This window comes from Candidatus Hydrogenedens sp. (genome assembly GCA_035378955.1).
Classification (GTDB): Bacteria; Hydrogenedentota; Hydrogenedentia; order Hydrogenedentales; family Hydrogenedentaceae; genus Hydrogenedens.
Genome location: DAOSUS010000011.1, coordinates 1 through 18,938, shown reverse-complemented (window position 1 = coordinate 18,938; position 18,938 = coordinate 1). Strand labels below are relative to the sequence as shown.

Genomic DNA, 18,938 nt, shown 5'->3' with positions numbered 1-18,938 from the left:
TTCGGATAGACGATAAATTTGTTGTCTTTGAATTTCTTTTTTATAATTCTATTTTCTAGATAATAAATCTAATCGTGATAAACAAAGTTGAAACAAAATGGAACATGTATATATAAAAACATTTGGCTGTCAAATGAACGAACATGATAGTGCTCGTATTGTGGCTATAGTTGACCAATTGGGATTCGCTACTACAGACACACCGGAGAAGGCACATCTAATTTTAATTAATACCTGTTCAGTCCGTAAAAATCCTGAAAATAAGGTTTATAGTTTGTTAGGCACGCTTCGCCCAATAAAGAAAAAGAGACCTGAAACGATTATCGCTGTATGTGGTTGTGTTGCTCAGCAGGAAGGAGATAACATTTTGGAGCGAGAGCCAACTGTGGATTTGGTTATAGGCCCTGACCATTATTTTGAGTTGCCTGAATTGATTGAGCGTGTTCGCAGAGGAGAACGAATTTGTGTTACTCATCGGACATATCCCAAACCCCCTGTATTTGATTTCATTCCAAACGAATGGCTTGAAAAAGGACATCGCGAAGGAATAAAAGCGTATATCGCCATTAGCAAAGGTTGCAATAACGCATGTAGCTTTTGCATTGTTCCACGGACACGAGGACGCGAAGTATATCGCACCCCAGAAAATATTTTGCAAGAAGTGCAATCCACAGTTGCCGAAGGAATTCGTGAAATATGGTTATTGGGGCAGAATGTAAATGCTTATAAATTTCGTCCCGACTATTCGTTTGTTCAACTATTAAGAGATGTGTCTAATATAGACAACCTATGGCGTATCCGTTTTACATCACCACATCCATACGACTGGAGTAAGGAGTTGTCTGATTTAATTGCGGAACGAAGAAATATAGCACGCCATATTCATTTACCATTGCAATCAGGCTCAAACCGAATCTTAAAACTTATGCGACGGAAACATACAATTGAGCAATATATAGAACATATTGAGTATCTACACGAGAAAGTTCCCGATATCGAAATCAGCACAGATTTGATTGTTGGATTTTCGACAGAAACCGAAGAAGACTTTCAAGAGACACTGAAGGTAGTGGAACAGGTTAAATTCAGTCAAATTTATCCGTTCAAATATTCGCCACGACCCAATACTCATGCGGAAAAATTAGGGGATACAGTCCCACGAAAAGTTAAAGAGGAACGATTAGCCCAATTAATCGAGTTACAGGAAAAAATCAATCAATCTGCTATGGAACAATTAATCCATACCGAGCAAGAAGTCCTTATTGAAGAAAAACATCCGAGGAATAGAAATTTCTGGAACGGCAGAACGAATTCTTACCGTTCTATTACTGTATCAGGAGATAACCTGAATATTGGAGACCTGATTTCTGCACGCGTCATAGGTTTCCGTGGCCATTGGTTGGAAGCAGAATATTTAAAAACCTTAAAAAATTCACCTTTAACAAATCCTATAAATAGGAGGGATGTTTTATGAAAATCTCTGTTATTCATCCTCAATCCACTATGGACTGGAACTGGAATTCTGCTTTACTCATCCCTGTTTATGAGAACAATCTTCCTGTTGAATGTTCGTTACTCTCAGAGGAACAGGAATTAACCGTTCAAGCGATGATAGACCGTGATTTATTCCATGGCAAAGAGAACGAAGTTTTATTCGTCTCCTTTATCAATGCACCTTTTGCAGGAACCATTCTCGTTGGATTGGGTCCTCAGGATAAAATAACTTCTGAAAAAATTCGCAGAATATCGGCTAAAGTAATTGAATGTAGCAAAGCAAATAAAATCAAAGAGTTGGTTTGTGATTGGTCAAATATCCTCTCTGAGCATATTAATCCATTTATAGAAGGGATTATGCTGTGCCAATATAATTTTGAGCAATATAAAAGTTCAGACTTTACACAAAAAGAAAAACCTACCGAAATTACTCATATTACATTTATTGTATCAAAAGACAATGATATATCTGAGCGGAGTAATCAATGCTATAAAACGGTTATAATTTGCGATGCTGTTACAATGGCTCGGTCATTAATTTGTTCGCCTGCTAATAAATTAACTCCTCAATTCTTTGCCGATTTTGCACAGGATATTTGTCAGAAAACACAAATTAAAACTTATATACTTAATAAAAATTCATTAGAGGAACAAGGGCTGAACAGCATTCTTGCCGTAGGGAAAGGCTCCAAAAATGACCCTCTGCTTCTCGTCCTTGAATACAATCTTAATTCTACTTCGAAAAAACCTATTGCCCTTATAGGGAAAGGGGTAACTTTTGATACAGGGGGTATTTGCTTAAAACCGCGTGATGATATGCATGAAATGCGATACGATATGGCAGGTGCTGGTGTTGTATTAGGGACAATCAACGCTCTTGCTGAAATTAAATCCGATGTTCCTGTTGTTGGGATTATCCCCTTGGTAGAAAACATGCCCGGCGGTTCAGCATTACTTCCAGGCGATATTATAAAAACATATAGCGGGAAAACAGTTGAGGTGCTGAATACCGATGCAGAAGGACGCCTAATTTTAGCCGATGCCATATCGTATGCCCAAAAGAACTATTCTCCGCAGCAAATTATAGATGTTGCTACGCTTACCGGCGGTTGCATTATTGCATTGGGACATTATTCCGCAGGGCTTCTCTGCAATAACGACGAATTATCAGAAGAACTTATAAAAGCAGGCGAAAAAACGGGAGAACGCCTCTGGAAACTTCCTCTGTGGGAGGATTATGATAAACTCATACAGTCTGATTTTGCAGACATTGCTAATATTGGTCCAAAATCAGAAGCATCAACCATTGTAGGTGGTGTGTTCTTGAAACAATTTGTGGAAGGTGATACTCCATGGGCACATATTGATATTGCCGGAACTGCCTGGGGTGTAAAACACATTCCTTATTGGGACAGTAAATACCCAACCGGTTACGGCATTCGATTATTAACCCATTGGCTTTTAAATAAGTAAGTAAAGATACAGAATCAAAAAAGGCAACTGTTATGAGATACTTCCTTTTTTCTGTTGTGAGCATTCTTACCCTGATACTTATATTCCTCGGGATAAATCCGCATTTTATATCATCACGGGAAAACGATAATTTTCTCCCTGAAACTATCTTATTCAAAAAAGCAACAGGAAATATTTCTAAATTAAGGGCTATTATTGAAAATTGCCCCCAAGTTTTGTCTAAAAAAAATGAAGTTATCGAAGGAGCGGTGGAAACAATTGCCCCTGAACAAAAACTCTTAAAAGAACTGGAAGTAATCATTGCATATCAGAATAAGGTAATAACACAATATAAATATGAAGAGATTCAGAAAAAATCATTAAAACGCGAAGTTTCATCAGCCGATGTTCAAAAGGCATATCGCGAACTGGAATCGGCGGAACTATATCTCTCGCGATTACTCGAAAATTATCCTCAGGGATTAGAATTAATCAAGTAATCCCTTAAAATAGAAAAGATACACTTGTTCTATGAAACATATTCATATTCACACGCTCGGATGTCGTTTAAATCAGGCAGAATCCGATGCAATGCTCCAAAAACTTTATGAATTAGGCTACGAAATTGCATCCAAAGACTCTCCAGCCGACCTTTGTATTATCCATACCTGTGCAGTAACCCATGAGGCGGAAGTAAAATGCAGGAAAGTCATTCGCCATACAATTCGACAAAATCCCAATGTAGAAATCGTTGTTATTGGGTGCTATGTTGAAAAAGATATAGAAACATTGAAAGAAATCCCGGGCATAGACCTGATTGTAGATAATAAACGAAAAATGGATTGGTTCCCTTATATAAAAGGAGAAAAGCGAAAAACCCCTTACCTTTTAACAGGGACAACATGGGAACTGACCGCATTGAATGGCTTGCTTACAAAACCCATTACTATACCAGGCTTTCACCGAGCAAACATTAAAATACAGGAAGGATGTGATTGCTACTGCTCTTATTGTATTATTCCTTACCTCCGCGGACCTTCCCGTTCACGAAATATGCAAGAAATTTTACAGGAAATAAATTGGCGTATTGAAGCAGGAGTAAAAGAAATTGTATTAACAGGGGTCAATATAGGGAATTACAATTTTGAGGGGAAAAACCTGATTAACCTCTTAGATGCAATTTATAAACAGTTCGGAAATCAAGCACGGATTCGATTAAGTTCTATTGAGATTACCTCGTTAAATGAAGAATTCCTTATCCGAATGAAGGATAATCAGTTTCCATTGGTTCCCTACCTCCATATACCTCTACAATCCGGTTCAAATACCATATTAAAAAAAATGAATCGCCGATATATTCGTGAAACCTATCAAGATTTTATCCAGAAGGCAATAGAAACTGTGCCGAATATCGGAATTAGTTCTGATGTTCTTGTGGGCTTCCCAGGTGAGACAATATCGTTATTTGAGGAAACATTACATTTTCTTGAACAGTTACCGATATTTTTTCTACATATTTTTCCATACTCGCCCAGAGAAGGAACCCCTTCCTATTCTTTTCCTGAGCAAGTCGCAAATTCGGAAATTGACCGCCGTGTAGATTTGTTAATTGAATTAAGTAAAAGAAAACGAAATCTGTTTTACAGAAAATCCCAAAATACCGAGAGAACAGTTTTATTTGAAGAAAAAGTCAACAACTGTTGGCAGGGATATACAGATAATTATATTCGTGTTACTGTAAAAAGTTCGGATTGTTTAGAAAACAAATTATGTAATGTCCGATTGGACGATATTTTTGTAGAACATATGAATGGCACGGTTATAAATATCATTAGATAGAAAAGGATAAAAAATGTCATCATTAAGAGAACAAGCACTCCATAAAGAATTGAAACTTAAAAAATACCTGCAAAATTTCACATCACTTGTAATTGCGTATTCCGGTGGTGTGGATTCGACCTACCTTTCCGCAGTCGCTCATGAAATATTGGGCAATCGCTGCGTCCTGCTTATTGCAGATACCCCCAGCATGCCTCGAGACGAGTTAAAAGAAGCCCTTGAATTAGCAAAACAACAACAGTGGAATATATCCATAATATATCCCAATGAGTTCAAAGATGAACGATTCTTAAAGAATGACCCCTATCGTTGCTACTATTGCAAAAGTGAACTCTTTAAAACCATGATGGAGTTTGCAAAACAGAATAATTTCCAGGCAATTGCCTGTGGCGAAAATGCAGATGATTTATTGGACACAACACGAAGCGGAAAGTTAGCCATGCAAAAATTCGGCGTAATTACTCCCCTATCGGAAATAGGTATGACAAAACAGGAAATTCGTATTCTTAGTGAACTGCGACAATTACCCACTGCTGACAAACCCAGTTTTGCCTGCTTATCATCTCGAATCCCTACAGGTACACCGATTACTATCGAAGACCTGAAACGAATAGAAAATGCAGAAAAAATATTAAAGTCATTAGGATTCAAACAATATCGCGTTCGTAATCATCAAAATCTTGCACGCATTGAAGTAGAATTACAAGACTTACCTCGACTAATTTCCGAACCTATCCGAGAGAAAGTCCTTCAAGAATTACAAAAATTAGGCTATCGTTTTGTTACTGTGGACATAGCAGGTTATCGCACAGGAAGCACCGCAAGTTAATCCATCCAACCCCATCCGCCCTTTCCAACCCCTCCGTCCTACTCGCCTTATCTGTTCTATCTACCATGAATATGCTCGCTACGCGATATAACGCTTCTCTTCTTATACCCATCCTACCTGTCCCCTCTACCCCATCTGTCCCATCTCATTTTTCCTTCCCGCCCTATCCGTCCCATCTGCCCTTTCCCCCCCTATCTTTCCCATCCGCCCCATCTGTCCCCTCCCACCTCATTCGTCCCATCCATCCTATTCGTCCCCTGTCCCATCCGTCTCATTCGTCCCATCCGCCCCATCTGTCCCATCTGTCTCATCTGTCTCATCTGTCCCCCGTCCCATTCGTCCTCAATACGGCTTATTCGAAAAGAACGAGGACAAATCCACATCCGCTGATATATCCGGCTGTTGACGAATATTTAACGGCAGCACCGTAAAAACGATATCTCCTTCGTGTATATTTCTTATTCCTTTTTCTAAATCCCTTTCCACTCCACCGTCGTCTTCTTTATCCCACCCAATGCTATATACTTTAAATGCAAAATCATCTCCTTTTATATATTTAATCGGTTCGCCATTCTTCCATGGGTCTTTAGGAATTGCTGAAATATAATCGGGAACAAGTTCCTGTAATTCCTCAGGGAGACGATTATTTTTTAAACGAAATCGTTCAATGGCTATAGCAGCCTGAACAAGATTTATAAACACATAATGTCGTAACTCAGCATCAAAACAGCGTTCCAATGCTGGGTAAGTTATAGGAATGGTCATGTAAAGCCAATACGGAGAAATAGATGTAATCCCCGAATTTATTTCCATCTTCTCTAAGAGACGATTCGAGTAAAACTCAAGAGCGATTTTCTCTGGTATAAAAATATTTTCCTCTCGAGCAACATTTGTAGCCGTTTTTCTCAAAGCAGTATATAAATTCACCACCACCATTCTTTCTATGTCTACCGGATATAACACATCAAAAAGAGACGCCCATGACTTTATTATCTTTCTTAATGGTTTTTTTTCAGAATATCTAAGCTCCCATCCCCAAGAACTATAATCAATTAAAACTTCCTCTCTATTAAACATAGGCAAAACAGACAGAACCATTAGCAATTCCGTGTGCAAACTCCAATTAAGTAAAGACCTTTCTTCAGTTGGCACCATAAAATCTTGAATAATATTACTTAATCTTAAAAGAACCTCCTCGGGTAATTCTTGATGATTAATAATCCATTGCACATTCTCATAGACAATCTGAAACATGGCAATACGAACAAGTTGGGAAATATATACAGGCTCATCTTTCAGAGAATTATAAATAGAGGCACTACTTCGAAATGCCCGTAACATATTCTCGTAATCACCATCTATAGCACTTATAATAGCCTCCAATCCTAACTTCCACATAAAATCCCTCAATATTGCAAGATGATTCAATTCCATAGAAAAACCTTTAGTTAAATCAACAGGATAATATCCTTTATTTAAACCACTTTCAGCAATTTCATGAAGTTTTTGTGTTAGTTCTCTATATAACTTCTCATAAAGTTCTTTATATACCCAAAAAACATTTTCAGGTATAGGCTTGTCGTACTTCATTATATCCCTATAAGACCTGTTTAATATCATACTCAGATAATTTTCTTCATCCGTTTTAAATTTTTCATCAATCTCCTTCTGATGTTCTTTCTTATAATTCATTTCTGCCATTTCAATCTTATTTCGCAGTGGAAATAAATCAAAGTATTTTATGGCGAGGTTTTCATTCTTTGAAACAGACTGGTATTTTTCATTCATTTCCTTCAAGGTAGTAGGCAGGGAATTTCCTCTAAAATATGCAATACATTTTTTATAGGTCCCTGTTTGTGAATGGGAAATAAGTATTAAGATTGCAAAGAAGATAGGGAGTAAATATCCGAAAAATAAAAATGAGACCCGCTCTTCTGTTTTTGGAAAATCTTCGTGTTTTTTCGAAAAACTTCTAATCGGCGTTTTCCAGTTATAACCATAAGCAAATAACAAAATTTTAAGCCATGTCATAGTTAAGATTGCAGATAAAAATAAATATGTCCCTGCAAATATAGATATATCTATACTCCCCAGATATTGCCATGGCATTATACAAACAAAAATACTCAGGAAAATAATAAGCAGGCAAATTCTTTCTTTTTTACCCAACAAACGGGATCGAAATGCAATAAATAAATAGACAAAAAACATAATAAAATAGTAAAAATAAACTGCGTGAAAAACAACATAAGGAAAAGAAAGAGAAGATATTCTACATACGGGGATAATACTAATCAGTAAATTGCTAATAAAAGAAATGAACCAACTAATTACTTCTCCTATCTCAAAAAGATGATATAGTATCAAAAATCCTTCTTTAATTGTATAAGGAAGAAGAGGCGGATATAAAAATATAATCAGACAGAGGATAAGAAATGAAGAGATAAGAATACTTGAGGGATTAAACATAATTAACCAGACGATTACCCCACAAGTTATAGTAATCCCGGTAATAAATATCATCAGCGGTATTATGAACGAACTCATATCAGAAAAAGGCAGTTGAAAAATGGAGGGAAATAAATCTGCCTGAGAAGGGTCCGGTAAAACATGTATCTTAAACTTCCAATAAAAATAGATAAACTCAACAATCCAGATACTAATTAATGTTATAAGGAGGTTTATATTCCCTGCTAACCAATAAGCATAAATTCGCTCTTTACGAGTTATAGGAATATGAGATAACGAATATACCCCTGCTCTATAATCCCTTTTCCTCCGTCGGCTAACTTTTAAATGCCAGACAATACCCGATAGTATTAAAGCAACCAGAGGGAACAACAAAAATAGTATATCCTGTAAGTATGAATAGCGGAAGAAAGTTTTCCCCTGGATTGCTAATAATACAAACATAATAGAAATATAAAGGGAAAAAAGTAACAACCAAAAAATCAAAGTCCATACAGGAATCACCAGTCCATTATTTCTCAATTCAAACCAGACCTGAGCAATACGACTATTCGGAAAATTTTTTATAAACATATCTGGTTTTAACTTATTTAGAATATTAAGAATATTCAGAGGAAGTAAAGCACTTAAATCTTTTCGTGAACCAGCCCTTACCTCTGAAGTAATCTTTACACTTAAAAACCAGATAATACCCGTATAAAGAAGTATCAATCCAAAAAATAGAAAGTAATTGTTGGCAAAATAAGATATTTTGTTCCCATATTTTGCACCTGTAAGAGGTAATAAACCGAATAAAAAGGAAAACAAATCACCAATAAAAGTTGTATCGCCTAAAATTATTAATGTTAACCATGTAAAAATCGAAAGAAATATAATTACTCCTGCCAGAAAAGGTGAAAGAACAAAAAACCAACATAAAAATTGAATAGTTAGATATACAACCCCGTGCACAATGGAAGGAAAAATTAAAGGAATATAAAAACGAATTTCAAGAGGGAAAAAATCAAGAAATGTATTTATGTATTCATAACTATATAACCTGGAAAATTCATCGTCTAATAAAAGAAAAGCCCCTATAAACCGAGAGCAAAGGGTAAAGAGAACAATCAATAATAATCGTGTAAATAGAGACACCGTTACAACTAAAGAAGAAGATACAGGAAGATACAATATTCTGCGAGGAAAGCCAACATGCATCTCCCCGGAATTCCCTATCTGAAGGAGTAAAAGAATTGATATGGCATATACAACCAGATAAAAACATGTGTCCACATCTTGCCAATCTACAAGATACACAGACGCAAAAATACGACAGGAAAGAGCAACATAAGCACATATTATTAAAACTAAACCTACAATACTCCCCCCTACATATAATTCTTCCCACAACAACGCTTTCCACGGTGAGTTAAGTTTCATAAAAGTTACTCCTTATATTGTTTTTTCACATAAGCAATAAAAATTTCCTCCAGCGACGGAACAGCGATATTAATTATTTCTCCACCTTGTTGTTCTATTTGCTCTTTCCCTTCTTTTTCATTCCCTCTATACAACACCCGATACCCATGACCCATTGCGTTTATTCGTATCACACCGGGAATATTTTCAAAATTCAATTTACTGCTATTCGTTTTCAGTTCCAACAAATGGTGTCGGGATTTTATCTCTTCCAGACTGCCGTTCATAACAATCCTGCCGTGATGAAGCATGCATACATCGTCTGAAACCCGCTCGACCTCATCTAATAAATGGGAAGAAAATAAAACAGTCCTTCCTTCTTCCGCTACGGAACGAACCACGGCTGACAAAATATCCATCCTTGCTACTGGGTCCAAGCCTGATGATGGTTCATCCAATAACAGCAACTCTGGACGATGCGATAATGCTACCAGCAACCCCGTTCGTGCCAATTCTCCCCGCGATAATGCCCGTATCTTACGCTTCGGGTCTAATTCAAACTGTTCCAATAACTGGTTTGAATAGGACATATCCCAATTGGGATAAAAGGCAGCCATATATCGGATTAACTGCTGAATACTCATCCATCGGGGGAGGTCGCGTGTTTCGGACAGGTAGCCAATGCGACTTAATACCTCTTTCGAATACTTCACCGGATTTAAACCAAAAACCGAGACAGAACCTTTCTCTGCTGTATAAGTACCTAAGATATGATGTATCAGAGTCGTCTTACCCGCTCCATTCTCTCCTACCAATCCAAATACGCGTCCCTGCGACACTTCTATAGTTACATCATCCAACGCACACTTTTTCCCAAAATGCTTACACAAGTTTTCGGTTCTAACAATAACAGAATCTTTTTGTTGTTTGATTTGATTAGTCATGGTCTTTCTCCTCTTCTATATTCAGTTTTATTTGTTCTGCACGGATTTGTATAAGATCTAATAACTTTTTTAATGAAAAGTTAAGGTGTTTTGCTACAACCAATAATGAATCTATATGTTCATAAACAATGCGGTATCGTTCCTCATCCGAAAACAAAATTCGTTTAGGAGCCACATAGGTACCCGCACCAGGACGCGTATAAATCATTCCTTGACTTTCAAGTTCCCGATATGCCTTCGCTACCGTATTAGGATTTATTAATAATTGTTGTGCCAATGTGCGGACAGGAGGCAACTCATCTCCATCCTTCAAAGAACCTGTTGCAATTAGATATTTGAACTGCCGAACAATCTGAATATATATCGGCGTTCCATCTTGAGTATTAATCCGAATCATAATTAGAATCCTTATGTATTACTGTATTACTAATATAATACAATTATTTTTCCCGTTTGTCAATACCTTTTTTAAAATTTTTTTGAAAAAATTTTTAATACTTGTAAGTTATTTGTTGCCTTATATTTAAAAATTTAATTACCACTCTAAAAACTCTATTTCTTCAGAGGTTTTATATAATTTAGGACAATAAATAAAAAATTTTTTGAGTTTTTTATCTTTTATTATGAGGATTTATTAACATTCAATCTTCAAAAAATTTCGATTTAAGAACTATAATCTTCCCTTTTCATGGCTCTAAATTTCCTCACAAATACATAGCCTGAAAACGAAGAGGTGGTGTTGCATCTTCTAATGACAGTTTTCGTGGCTACTAAATTTCCTCACGAATACATAGCAGAACAAATGGAGTTATTAAGTGATAATATGTTATTCCCATCTCCAACGATTCACAAATATACAGCAGAATAAATGGAATTGTTGAAAGAGATAAAACCGATAAATATCCCTATCAATTTTCCTCATGTCTTTAAAAACGACCACCCCTGCCTGTATTTTCTATCCCCACAAATCACCTAAATTCACATTAAATACAACCAAATCTATTTCCTTTTTTGTAAAGTCTGTTTGTTTTGAAAGATATTTTCTTATAGACAGTATATGATATTTGTTTCTCTTTTTATGCAGTATTTAAGTTTAGATTGAAAGATTTAAAGTAAAATTGATTTTTCAAACCAGAATTTCTTTTCCGACTATCTATAATAGAATAAAAACATATAAACTATAAACTAATTAATATCAAATACTTATAAAAATTATTTTCGGCTTTTGACATACTTGGCACATAAATTGCTCGACTCTAACAGTTAAAAATTTAGGAGGTAAAATATGAATAAACAGAATTTAAACATCGTAGAACAGAATAAAACAGAAACCGGGAAAACCTTGACAAAAAAAGGAGAAGTTAACATGAGACAAGACAATATTAGAACTACAGAAGAAAAAATAAATGATAAAGTTCATATTTTTTATAAAAGTTTAGTTAGCGCGATTGTAACATTCGTAACCTGCTTAATTGTTTGTTGGATTATTATAAGTTTCAATCCTTTGAGTTCACCGGAAACAAAAGAGGCAACGAAAGCAATAGATAAGGAAAAAATCTTTAAAGAAACCATATCTGAACCTTACAGGGAGTTGGTACAAAGCAACGAGGCATCAAAGAAAAAATGCATAAGTATATTATCGGAAAACTTTAATGGGTATGAGCAGAAAATTAATGAATTCGTAAAAGATTTATCCAATTTTGCAATTCTTTATCACTGGACAAAGGGAGATTTGGAAAACTATATTAAGGAAAAATTCTATTCTAAGGTATTTAGTCCCGACGATTTAGAAACCGCAGTCAATAATGTAAAGGAACAATATGTTAGCGAATTAAAGGAAAACGAAAATAAATTTTACATCAATTTCAAAAACAATTTAGTAAAAGTTTCTGATGAATATCCTGAACTAAATATTGATAAGGACAAGATAGACACTATGATTAAACGCGTTACACAAAGTGTAGAAAGTAACTTTAAGAAAGATGCCAACATATATGCTATATATGCAAGCCTGCCTACTATTGTCAGTCCTGTATTGGGTCTTTTAGTAGGATGTGTGATTGATTCTTATTATCCATTGCTTTTGGGAGCAACTGGTGGCACCACAATAGGAAGTTTCACACTACCAGGTTTCGGAACTGTAATGGGTGCCGGTGCAGGGTTCCTGGGTGGGCTTGTAATTGACTGGTATATAGATAGTAAATATGAAAAAGACATCTATCTAAAGGTCAGTACATCGCTCGACAAACTGAAGAATGACATAACATCAGAAATGGAAGAGGCTTTCACCAAAGTATGACAAAAAGCAGAAGGGGCTTTGTATGATAATTGTCATAAAGCATTTACTCAGATATAAAGGAGGAAAAGTTATGACTCGCGATAATATTAATATTGTGACAACACTCAATAACTTACGAAGGAGGAATAAATTTATGAGAAATAGAATTTGCTTATCCGTTCTTCTGATTACAGGGCTTTTTTTGATTTCATTTCAGGGGTATGCCCAGATTGCCACAATAACTAAGTTCGGAGAGAAATTAGCATCGGAGTTAATAGAATTTGTGATAAAGAAAGGTGGAAAAGAACTGGGAGAGGAGGTAATAAAAAAAGTAGGAAAAGAGACAATTGAAGAAATTTCTGAAAAAGCGGTGAAAGAACTTGGCGAATCCGGGGCTAAAACCTTTATCAAAGAATTAGGTACAAAGACAGTACGCTATGGAACAAGTGATGTAATTTGGATGGTTAATAAATATGGAGTAAAACAAACTGATGATATTCTGAAACTCTTTGGGAGTTTATCGGACGATGTAGCCCGAGCCGGAATTCAATTTGCTCGTTCCCACCCAGATGATTTTTCAAAATTAATTAGCCAATATGGTAAGGAATTTATTGAGGCGGAGATAAAACACCCCGGTTTAAGTGCACCCGTAGGAAAACTTTTAGGAAAAGAAGGTGTATCCCAAATGAAAAATCTGTCTCGAGATCAAGTACTTACCTTACTTCGAAATGAAAGTAAGTTAACCAATTTATCACCTGGTGACAAATCAAAAATCCTTACGGGACTTAAAAACTCGCCTCAGGCTATACTTGAAACAATTGATAAAGCAAAAACGAAAAACGATTTAATATTGGGGTTGGCAAAAATAGCCACTGCCGGAGCAGTTGCTGTATATGCAATAAAAGAATTCTCTGAACCCAAACCGCACTCGGAAACAACATCTCCCGATGGGACTAAAAAGACAGAGTACTCATCCACACTTACTTCACAATTAGGGGAAGGAATAAACAAAGCGGTAGAAAAAATAGGTCAAGGACTTTTCTATGCCGTTATCATTTTTTCCCTATTAGTCGGAAGTGGAGTAGGTATGTTTTATTTCTGGCGTGGATTAAAATACAATAATTCGAAAACTCATAATCATTCTTAATTTGAAGAAATTATATTTTTAAAGTTTACACTATATTTGAGAATTCATGGGAAAGCGTGTTCTATGCAGACGAGTATTTAATTCATTTAAATCTTAAACTGCAGTTTCACAACCATTGGATACCGAATTTTGCTATTACATCAGAAAATAATTAATTTTCTGTAAAAATGATTTGAAAAACAAGAAATTATTCTCATACAATACAATTATTGAAAATTGAATAATAAAAAAGGAGAGATACATGGGGAAAAAACCATCCATACTAATAAGTTTTGTGGGTTCTAATGATCCTTTTAGCAAAAAAGAGAACGTTTCTGCCGACGGTAATTTTTATGGTCCTATCATATCTGCAATAAAAGAAGGCGACTTTGATAATATCTTTCTTCTCGCTACACCATCACTTTCCAAAAATGCTGAAGATACTTTTAAAGAAATCAAACAACTCTACCCCAATAAAGAAGTAAAAACTATTGATACAGAAATCCAAGACCCAACAAGCCACACTGAAATTATTAAAGCACTTAAAAAATTTATCCAAAAAGAACAGGATATATTATTAAAAAAAGATTATGAAATTTTTATCTCTGTAACTTCCGGTACCCCTTCGATGCATGCTTGTTTGTTATTACTAGCTGCCAGCAACATGTTACCTGCAAAAGTAATACATTGTAAAGAGGCACGGTTTGCCGGTTCAGAAAAGCAAACCATAACCCAAATTGATTTCACCAGACCGGAATTCCCTGTTGTTTCGCCTAAAATTTCCCGGGAATGGAAAGAAGAAGAAACCACACCCACATCGTTTTACGACTATGGTCTTATAGGTGAATCCGAAAATTTTATTAAAGCATGCCAAACAGCCTGGAAATATGCAAAACGAGATGTAGACATCTTAATCCTTGGCGAGACAGGAACAGGCAAAGAACTCTTCGCCGAAATGATTCATAAAGCAAGCGGAAGAAAAGGGGAATGTGTTCCATTTAACTGCCACGAGACAAGTGAAAATCTTTTTGAAAGTGCCCTTTTTGGACATAAAAAAGGTTCTTTTACGGGTGCGTCTGATAAAAGAGATGGACTTTGCAAAACAGCAGAAAATGGTACCTTATTCCTCGACGAAATAGGGGATGTGCCTAATTCCATCCAAGTAAAATTGCTTCGATTCCTCGAAACTAAAAAATTTAGACCTATTGGCGTTGATAAAGAAATTGAATCAAATGTTCGTTTTGTCTTTGCAACAAATAGAGATTTAAAGAAACTAATTGAGAAGAAACAAATAAGAGAGGATTTCTACCATCGTATTGCTGGTTTCCCTGTGACAATCCCTCCTTTAAGGGAAAGAGTTACGGATATTCCTCTCCTTGTTAAATACTTTATATCTAAATTTGATAATAAAACTCCTACGGTTCAGGTCACTCCAGAAGCAATGTCAAAACTTATGAAATACAATTGGCCCGGTAATGTTCGTGAATTAAGAGATGTCATTAAAAAAGCGATTATTGAATCGGGAGATAAACGAATCATTACACCTGACTTATTAGACTTCTCTTTTTCTCTCTCGAATTCAGAAGAATATCTTCAGTACTTGCCACATCCTTATGAAGGATTTAAGTTAGAAACTATTGAAAAAGAAATCCATGATTATTACATCCAAAAAGCACTTGAAATAGCAAAAGGTAACCAATCGGAAGCGGCAAGATTATTAGGAATAACTCCTCAATCTTTAAGCCAATACTTAAAGAAGAAAGAAAATTTAAATGAATCTTGAAAAATGTAAATCAAAATTTAAAAAATTATTTGAGGCAACCAAAGATAAGATTTTGTTTATGGATTTTAAATGTCTATTTATAAATAACTTAAACAATCAATTTTCAAAAGACTTTACATGGCATTCTCCTTGCTTTTATAAACTAAAAAAATAGAAAGGACATTACATGACGGAAAAAAACATCAACATAAAAGAAACAATTGAAAAAGTTGCCCTTTCTGCATTATTACACGACATCGGAAAATTCTGGCAACGAACAGGACAAGAAAAGCCTTTCTCACAACAGGAAAAGGAATATTTTAATACTTATGAACATGCTTTATGGAGTGGTTGCTTTATAGAAAAATATGTTAACGAAGCCGATATCTACCGTTGGGCTTTGCATCACCATATTAAAGAATTAGATGAGTGGCAAATGAAAGTCATCAAACTGTCTGATTGGCTTTCCTCTGGGGAACGGAATGTATTCGAACATGTAAAAAATCAAAATACGGAAGCAGAACCCCCAACATGTAGAAACTCTACCGCCCGCCTTGAAAATATCTTTGATAATCTTGAACTCGATAATAACAAAGCAGAAAAAACAAATCAAAAAACTTATTTCAAATTATCGAAATACCCAGACTATTCCCGTGATAATTTCTTCCCACAATCTTTTCATGAAGGGAACAGTAATGAATATACAACTCTATGGAATGAATTTATCACAGATTTAAAGTTTTTGGGATGGTCTGAAACAAACAAACTTAACCTGCCTTATTCTACATGGCTATCGCTATTGAAAAAATATACCAGTCGCATTCCTTCCGCAACACCGACGCAAAAACAAAAAATCTTCCCGGATATTAGTTTGTTTCAACACCTGCGAATCACTTCTGCAATCTCAGCTTGTCTCTCCCATAGTTATCTAAATAAGACTATAACAGACAACGATATAGACCAAATGATAAACAGCTGGAGTAAAAATCTTTCTCAATCTGAACCATCTGCTAACCCTGATACAAACGACCTATCTCAAATAGAAGTGGCTACATTCCTTTGCGGGGATATTTCCGGTATCCAGGAATACATCTACTCCATCCCAACCAAAGGAGCCACAAAACAACTCAAAGCTCGTTCTTTCTTGCTACAACTGATTTGCGAGTTTATTGCTATTTATATATGTGAACAATTTGACTTGCCTCCTGCTAACATTATCTATTCCGGTGGAGGAAGATTCTTTATACTTCTACCTAAAAATGCAAAAGAAAAGGTAGAGGAACTTAACAAAAAAATTTCCGATGAATTACTTAACTACATGAAGGGAGACCTACACCTCCTCCTTGCTACAACCCCTGTAAAATTGTCTCACTTCGAAAAAGGTAAATTTACAGAAGTATGGAAATCAGTGACTCGTGAAATTGGAAAAAGAAAACAACAAAAATATTCTATCTTTCAAACAGAAGAGCGTTACAATGACATATTCGGCACAATGGATAAAAATAAATATCCTGTTTCTGAGTATTTTCTTGCTGGAAACCCTGAAGAAGATGACTCGCAGCAAATGGAAGAAATTGGTAAAAATCTTCGTAATGCCAAATGGATGGTCCGAAAAATAGAAACAAAAGTTAATGAAGATAATCCTCCACCTCTACAGTTTATAAACAGTTTAGGATTTAACTATGAATTTTATAATGAATTAAAGGAAATAAATTTAGATAATGTAGTTGAAATTACATTCCTTGATAAATTCGACATTACTTCTACAATAACCCAAATATTATGTAATAAATACGACAAAATTTCCTTAGCTTTTCGCCCCTTTGCCAGTTACTGGCCATCTCTTAAAGAGAATCTGGATGTAAATAAAAGACCGTTAGAAAAAGACGATAACCGCTACCCGCCTTTGGCTCCTGCCCAATTTAAAGATTTTGCAAAAACAACCCAAGGACCAGAAAAAATTGCTATTTTCCGCGCCGATGTAGATAGTCTTGGGGAAATATTCCAAAAGGGACTTTCTGAAAACAATACACTTTCGCGTTCTGCTATGTTAAGCTCTGCTCTATCCGATTTCTTTGAAGGATATATAAATCATCTCGCACAACAGGAGTCCTATAAAGGAACTATCGGTATTGTATACAGCGGAGGTGATGACTTATTTATTGTTGGTTCCTGGGATAAAGTGATTGATTTCGCTTTCCAACTTAGAGAAGATTTTTCTGACTACACTCATGAAAGACTATCTTTCTCCGGAGGTATCATTATAATAGAAGACTCTATACCTATTCGTCTCTCTGCAAAAATGGCAGAGGCTGCAGAAAGTCAGGCTAAATCCTATACCCGCAATATATCCAATAACGGTTCTTTCAAAGAAAATAAAAAAGATGCTATCGTAATCTTTGACACACCTATCGGCTATGAAGAAAAAGATACTATATTAAAAATTAAGGAACAATTATTAAAATTATCGGCAGAGGAAATCAATGGTGTGATTAATAAACTTTTTGAAATTATAAATGTATATCAGAAACAAAAAGCAAAGGAAACCAAATATTTACTACAGGGACTGAAGGACGATGAAATTAAGAAACTCGTAGTACTTGACCGTTGGAAATGGTTGCTTGTATATGGATTGAGAAAATACACGAAAAAGGAATCGGATGCCAATCAAATTATTACTGAAATTATTACTGAAATCCAAGATGACCTACTCAACCAAACAAATAGAGCTTATAAACTCGAAGACAAACTCGGCGCCGTTCTACGCTGGGTTGAATTTTTAACAAGAGACAAAAAAGATTAAAAATCAAACAAAGGAGATTAATTTATGAATAACAGAAGAGAAGAACAAAACCAAAAACTAGATAAAAAATTTAAAGAATTTCTTAAAAGGATGGTCATGGAAGGAATTGATAATAAATTTATTGAAGAAGCAGAAGAATACGGGGAATATCTCGTAAAAACAGCTAATTTAACTACTACCCAAATCAGACGGATTTTTGGTCATGTAAAAAAAATAGAAAACTTTCAAGAGCCCAAAAAGTTTATTCCTCAATTGCTTATGTTAAAGCCGATGCTTGCTTATACCGCCAAGAGACATGAATCGGTCGGATTTTTGCAAGAAGTTTTAGAAAATGCTATTGATGCAGTAACAGATACAACTATAGCAGACGACAATCGAACAGCAAGGTTCCGTTTATTCTGTGCTGGTTTTGAAGCAATATTAGCTTATCATAAAGCCAAAGGTGGAAAAGACTAACAATTTAACATACAAAAATTAAAGGAGATTTAAATATGAGTACTACAAACGATTTTCCAAAATTAGTAGCAAAGGTTGTTATTACAGG

General features: G+C 35.4%; 14 protein-coding genes. 10 read left to right on the top strand and 4 right to left on the bottom strand.

Translation table 11 applies throughout. The features are described from left to right. Positions 1 to 97 precede the first annotated feature (97 nt). From miaB to larE, 5 genes are read left to right on the top strand one after another with little or no spacing between them, the layout of a single operon-like run. On the top strand, positions 98 to 1,474 hold the full coding sequence (gene miaB, locus PLA12_04130) for a tRNA (N6-isopentenyl adenosine(37)-C2)-methylthiotransferase MiaB (protein ID HOQ31685.1): 1,377 nt from the start codon (positions 98 to 100) through the stop codon (positions 1,472 to 1,474). Beyond that, positions 1,471 to 2,967, top strand: coding sequence for a leucyl aminopeptidase (locus tag PLA12_04125; GenBank protein HOQ31684.1), 1,497 nt, complete (start codon positions 1,471 to 1,473; stop codon positions 2,965 to 2,967). Before miaB ends, PLA12_04125 begins: the two co-directional genes overlap by 4 nt. Positions 2,968 to 2,999: 32 nt before the next feature. After that, positions 3,000 to 3,446: a hypothetical protein gene (locus PLA12_04120; GenBank protein ID HOQ31683.1), complete on the top strand. Its 447-nt coding sequence runs from the start codon at positions 3,000 to 3,002 to the stop codon at positions 3,444 to 3,446. A gap of 31 nt (positions 3,447 to 3,477) precedes the next feature. Then, entirely contained in the window at positions 3,478 to 4,785 is a 1,308-nt protein-coding gene (gene mtaB, locus PLA12_04115; GenBank protein HOQ31682.1) for a tRNA (N(6)-L-threonylcarbamoyladenosine(37)-C(2))-methylthiotransferase MtaB, read from the top strand. 13 nt (positions 4,786 to 4,798) lie between these two features. After that, positions 4,799 to 5,614 carry an ATP-dependent sacrificial sulfur transferase LarE gene (gene larE / locus PLA12_04110; GenBank protein ID HOQ31681.1) on the top strand — a complete coding sequence of 272 codons (816 nt, stop codon included), beginning with the start codon at positions 4,799 to 4,801 and terminating at the stop codon, positions 5,612 to 5,614. A gap of 191 nt (positions 5,615 to 5,805) precedes the next feature. Here larE and PLA12_04105 read toward each other — a convergent pair whose 3' ends face one another. From PLA12_04105 to PLA12_04090, 4 genes are read right to left on the bottom strand one after another with little or no spacing between them, the layout of a single operon-like run. After that, a complete protein-coding gene (locus tag PLA12_04105; protein ID HOQ31680.1) occupies positions 5,806 to 5,934 on the bottom strand; it encodes a hypothetical protein in 129 nt (42 codons plus the stop codon). A 22-nt stretch (positions 5,935 to 5,956) separates the two neighbouring features. Continuing rightward, positions 5,957 to 9,502, bottom strand: coding sequence for a hypothetical protein (locus PLA12_04100; GenBank protein HOQ31679.1), 3,546 nt, complete (start codon positions 9,500 to 9,502; stop codon positions 5,957 to 5,959). A gap of 5 nt (positions 9,503 to 9,507) precedes the next feature. Next, positions 9,508 to 10,425 carry an ABC transporter ATP-binding protein gene (locus tag PLA12_04095; GenBank protein HOQ31678.1) on the bottom strand — a complete coding sequence of 306 codons (918 nt, stop codon included), beginning with the start codon at positions 10,423 to 10,425 and terminating at the stop codon, positions 9,508 to 9,510. After that, on the bottom strand, positions 10,418 to 10,822 hold the full coding sequence (locus PLA12_04090) for a GntR family transcriptional regulator (GenBank protein HOQ31677.1): 405 nt from the start codon (positions 10,820 to 10,822) through the stop codon (positions 10,418 to 10,420). Before PLA12_04090 ends, PLA12_04095 begins: the two co-directional genes overlap by 8 nt. A gap of 888 nt (positions 10,823 to 11,710) precedes the next feature. Here PLA12_04090 and PLA12_04085 point away from each other — a divergent pair. The 5 genes from PLA12_04085 to csm2 all read left to right on the top strand — a co-directional run bounded on the left by PLA12_04085 (position 11,711) and on the right by csm2 (position 18,850). Continuing rightward, the gene (locus tag PLA12_04085) at positions 11,711 to 12,724 is read left to right on the top strand and encodes a hypothetical protein (GenBank protein ID HOQ31676.1); all 1,014 of its coding nucleotides are present in this window, start codon (positions 11,711 to 11,713) and stop codon (positions 12,722 to 12,724) included. A 133-nt stretch (positions 12,725 to 12,857) separates the two neighbouring features. Continuing rightward, on the top strand, positions 12,858 to 13,850 hold the full coding sequence (locus PLA12_04080; GenBank protein ID HOQ31675.1) for a hypothetical protein: 993 nt from the start codon (positions 12,858 to 12,860) through the stop codon (positions 13,848 to 13,850). 241 nt (positions 13,851 to 14,091) lie between these two features. Next, positions 14,092 to 15,612 carry a sigma-54 dependent transcriptional regulator gene (locus tag PLA12_04075; GenBank protein ID HOQ31674.1) on the top strand — a complete coding sequence of 507 codons (1,521 nt, stop codon included), beginning with the start codon at positions 14,092 to 14,094 and terminating at the stop codon, positions 15,610 to 15,612. Between the two features lie 166 nt (positions 15,613 to 15,778). Next, positions 15,779 to 18,394, top strand: coding sequence for a type III-A CRISPR-associated protein Cas10/Csm1 (gene cas10 / locus PLA12_04070; protein ID HOQ31673.1), 2,616 nt, complete (start codon positions 15,779 to 15,781; stop codon positions 18,392 to 18,394). A gap of 24 nt (positions 18,395 to 18,418) precedes the next feature. Next, positions 18,419 to 18,850 (top strand): type III-A CRISPR-associated protein Csm2, encoded by a 432-nt coding sequence (gene csm2, locus PLA12_04065; GenBank protein HOQ31672.1) that lies wholly within the window; start codon positions 18,419 to 18,421, stop codon positions 18,848 to 18,850. Positions 18,851 to 18,938: the final 88 nt, after the last annotated feature.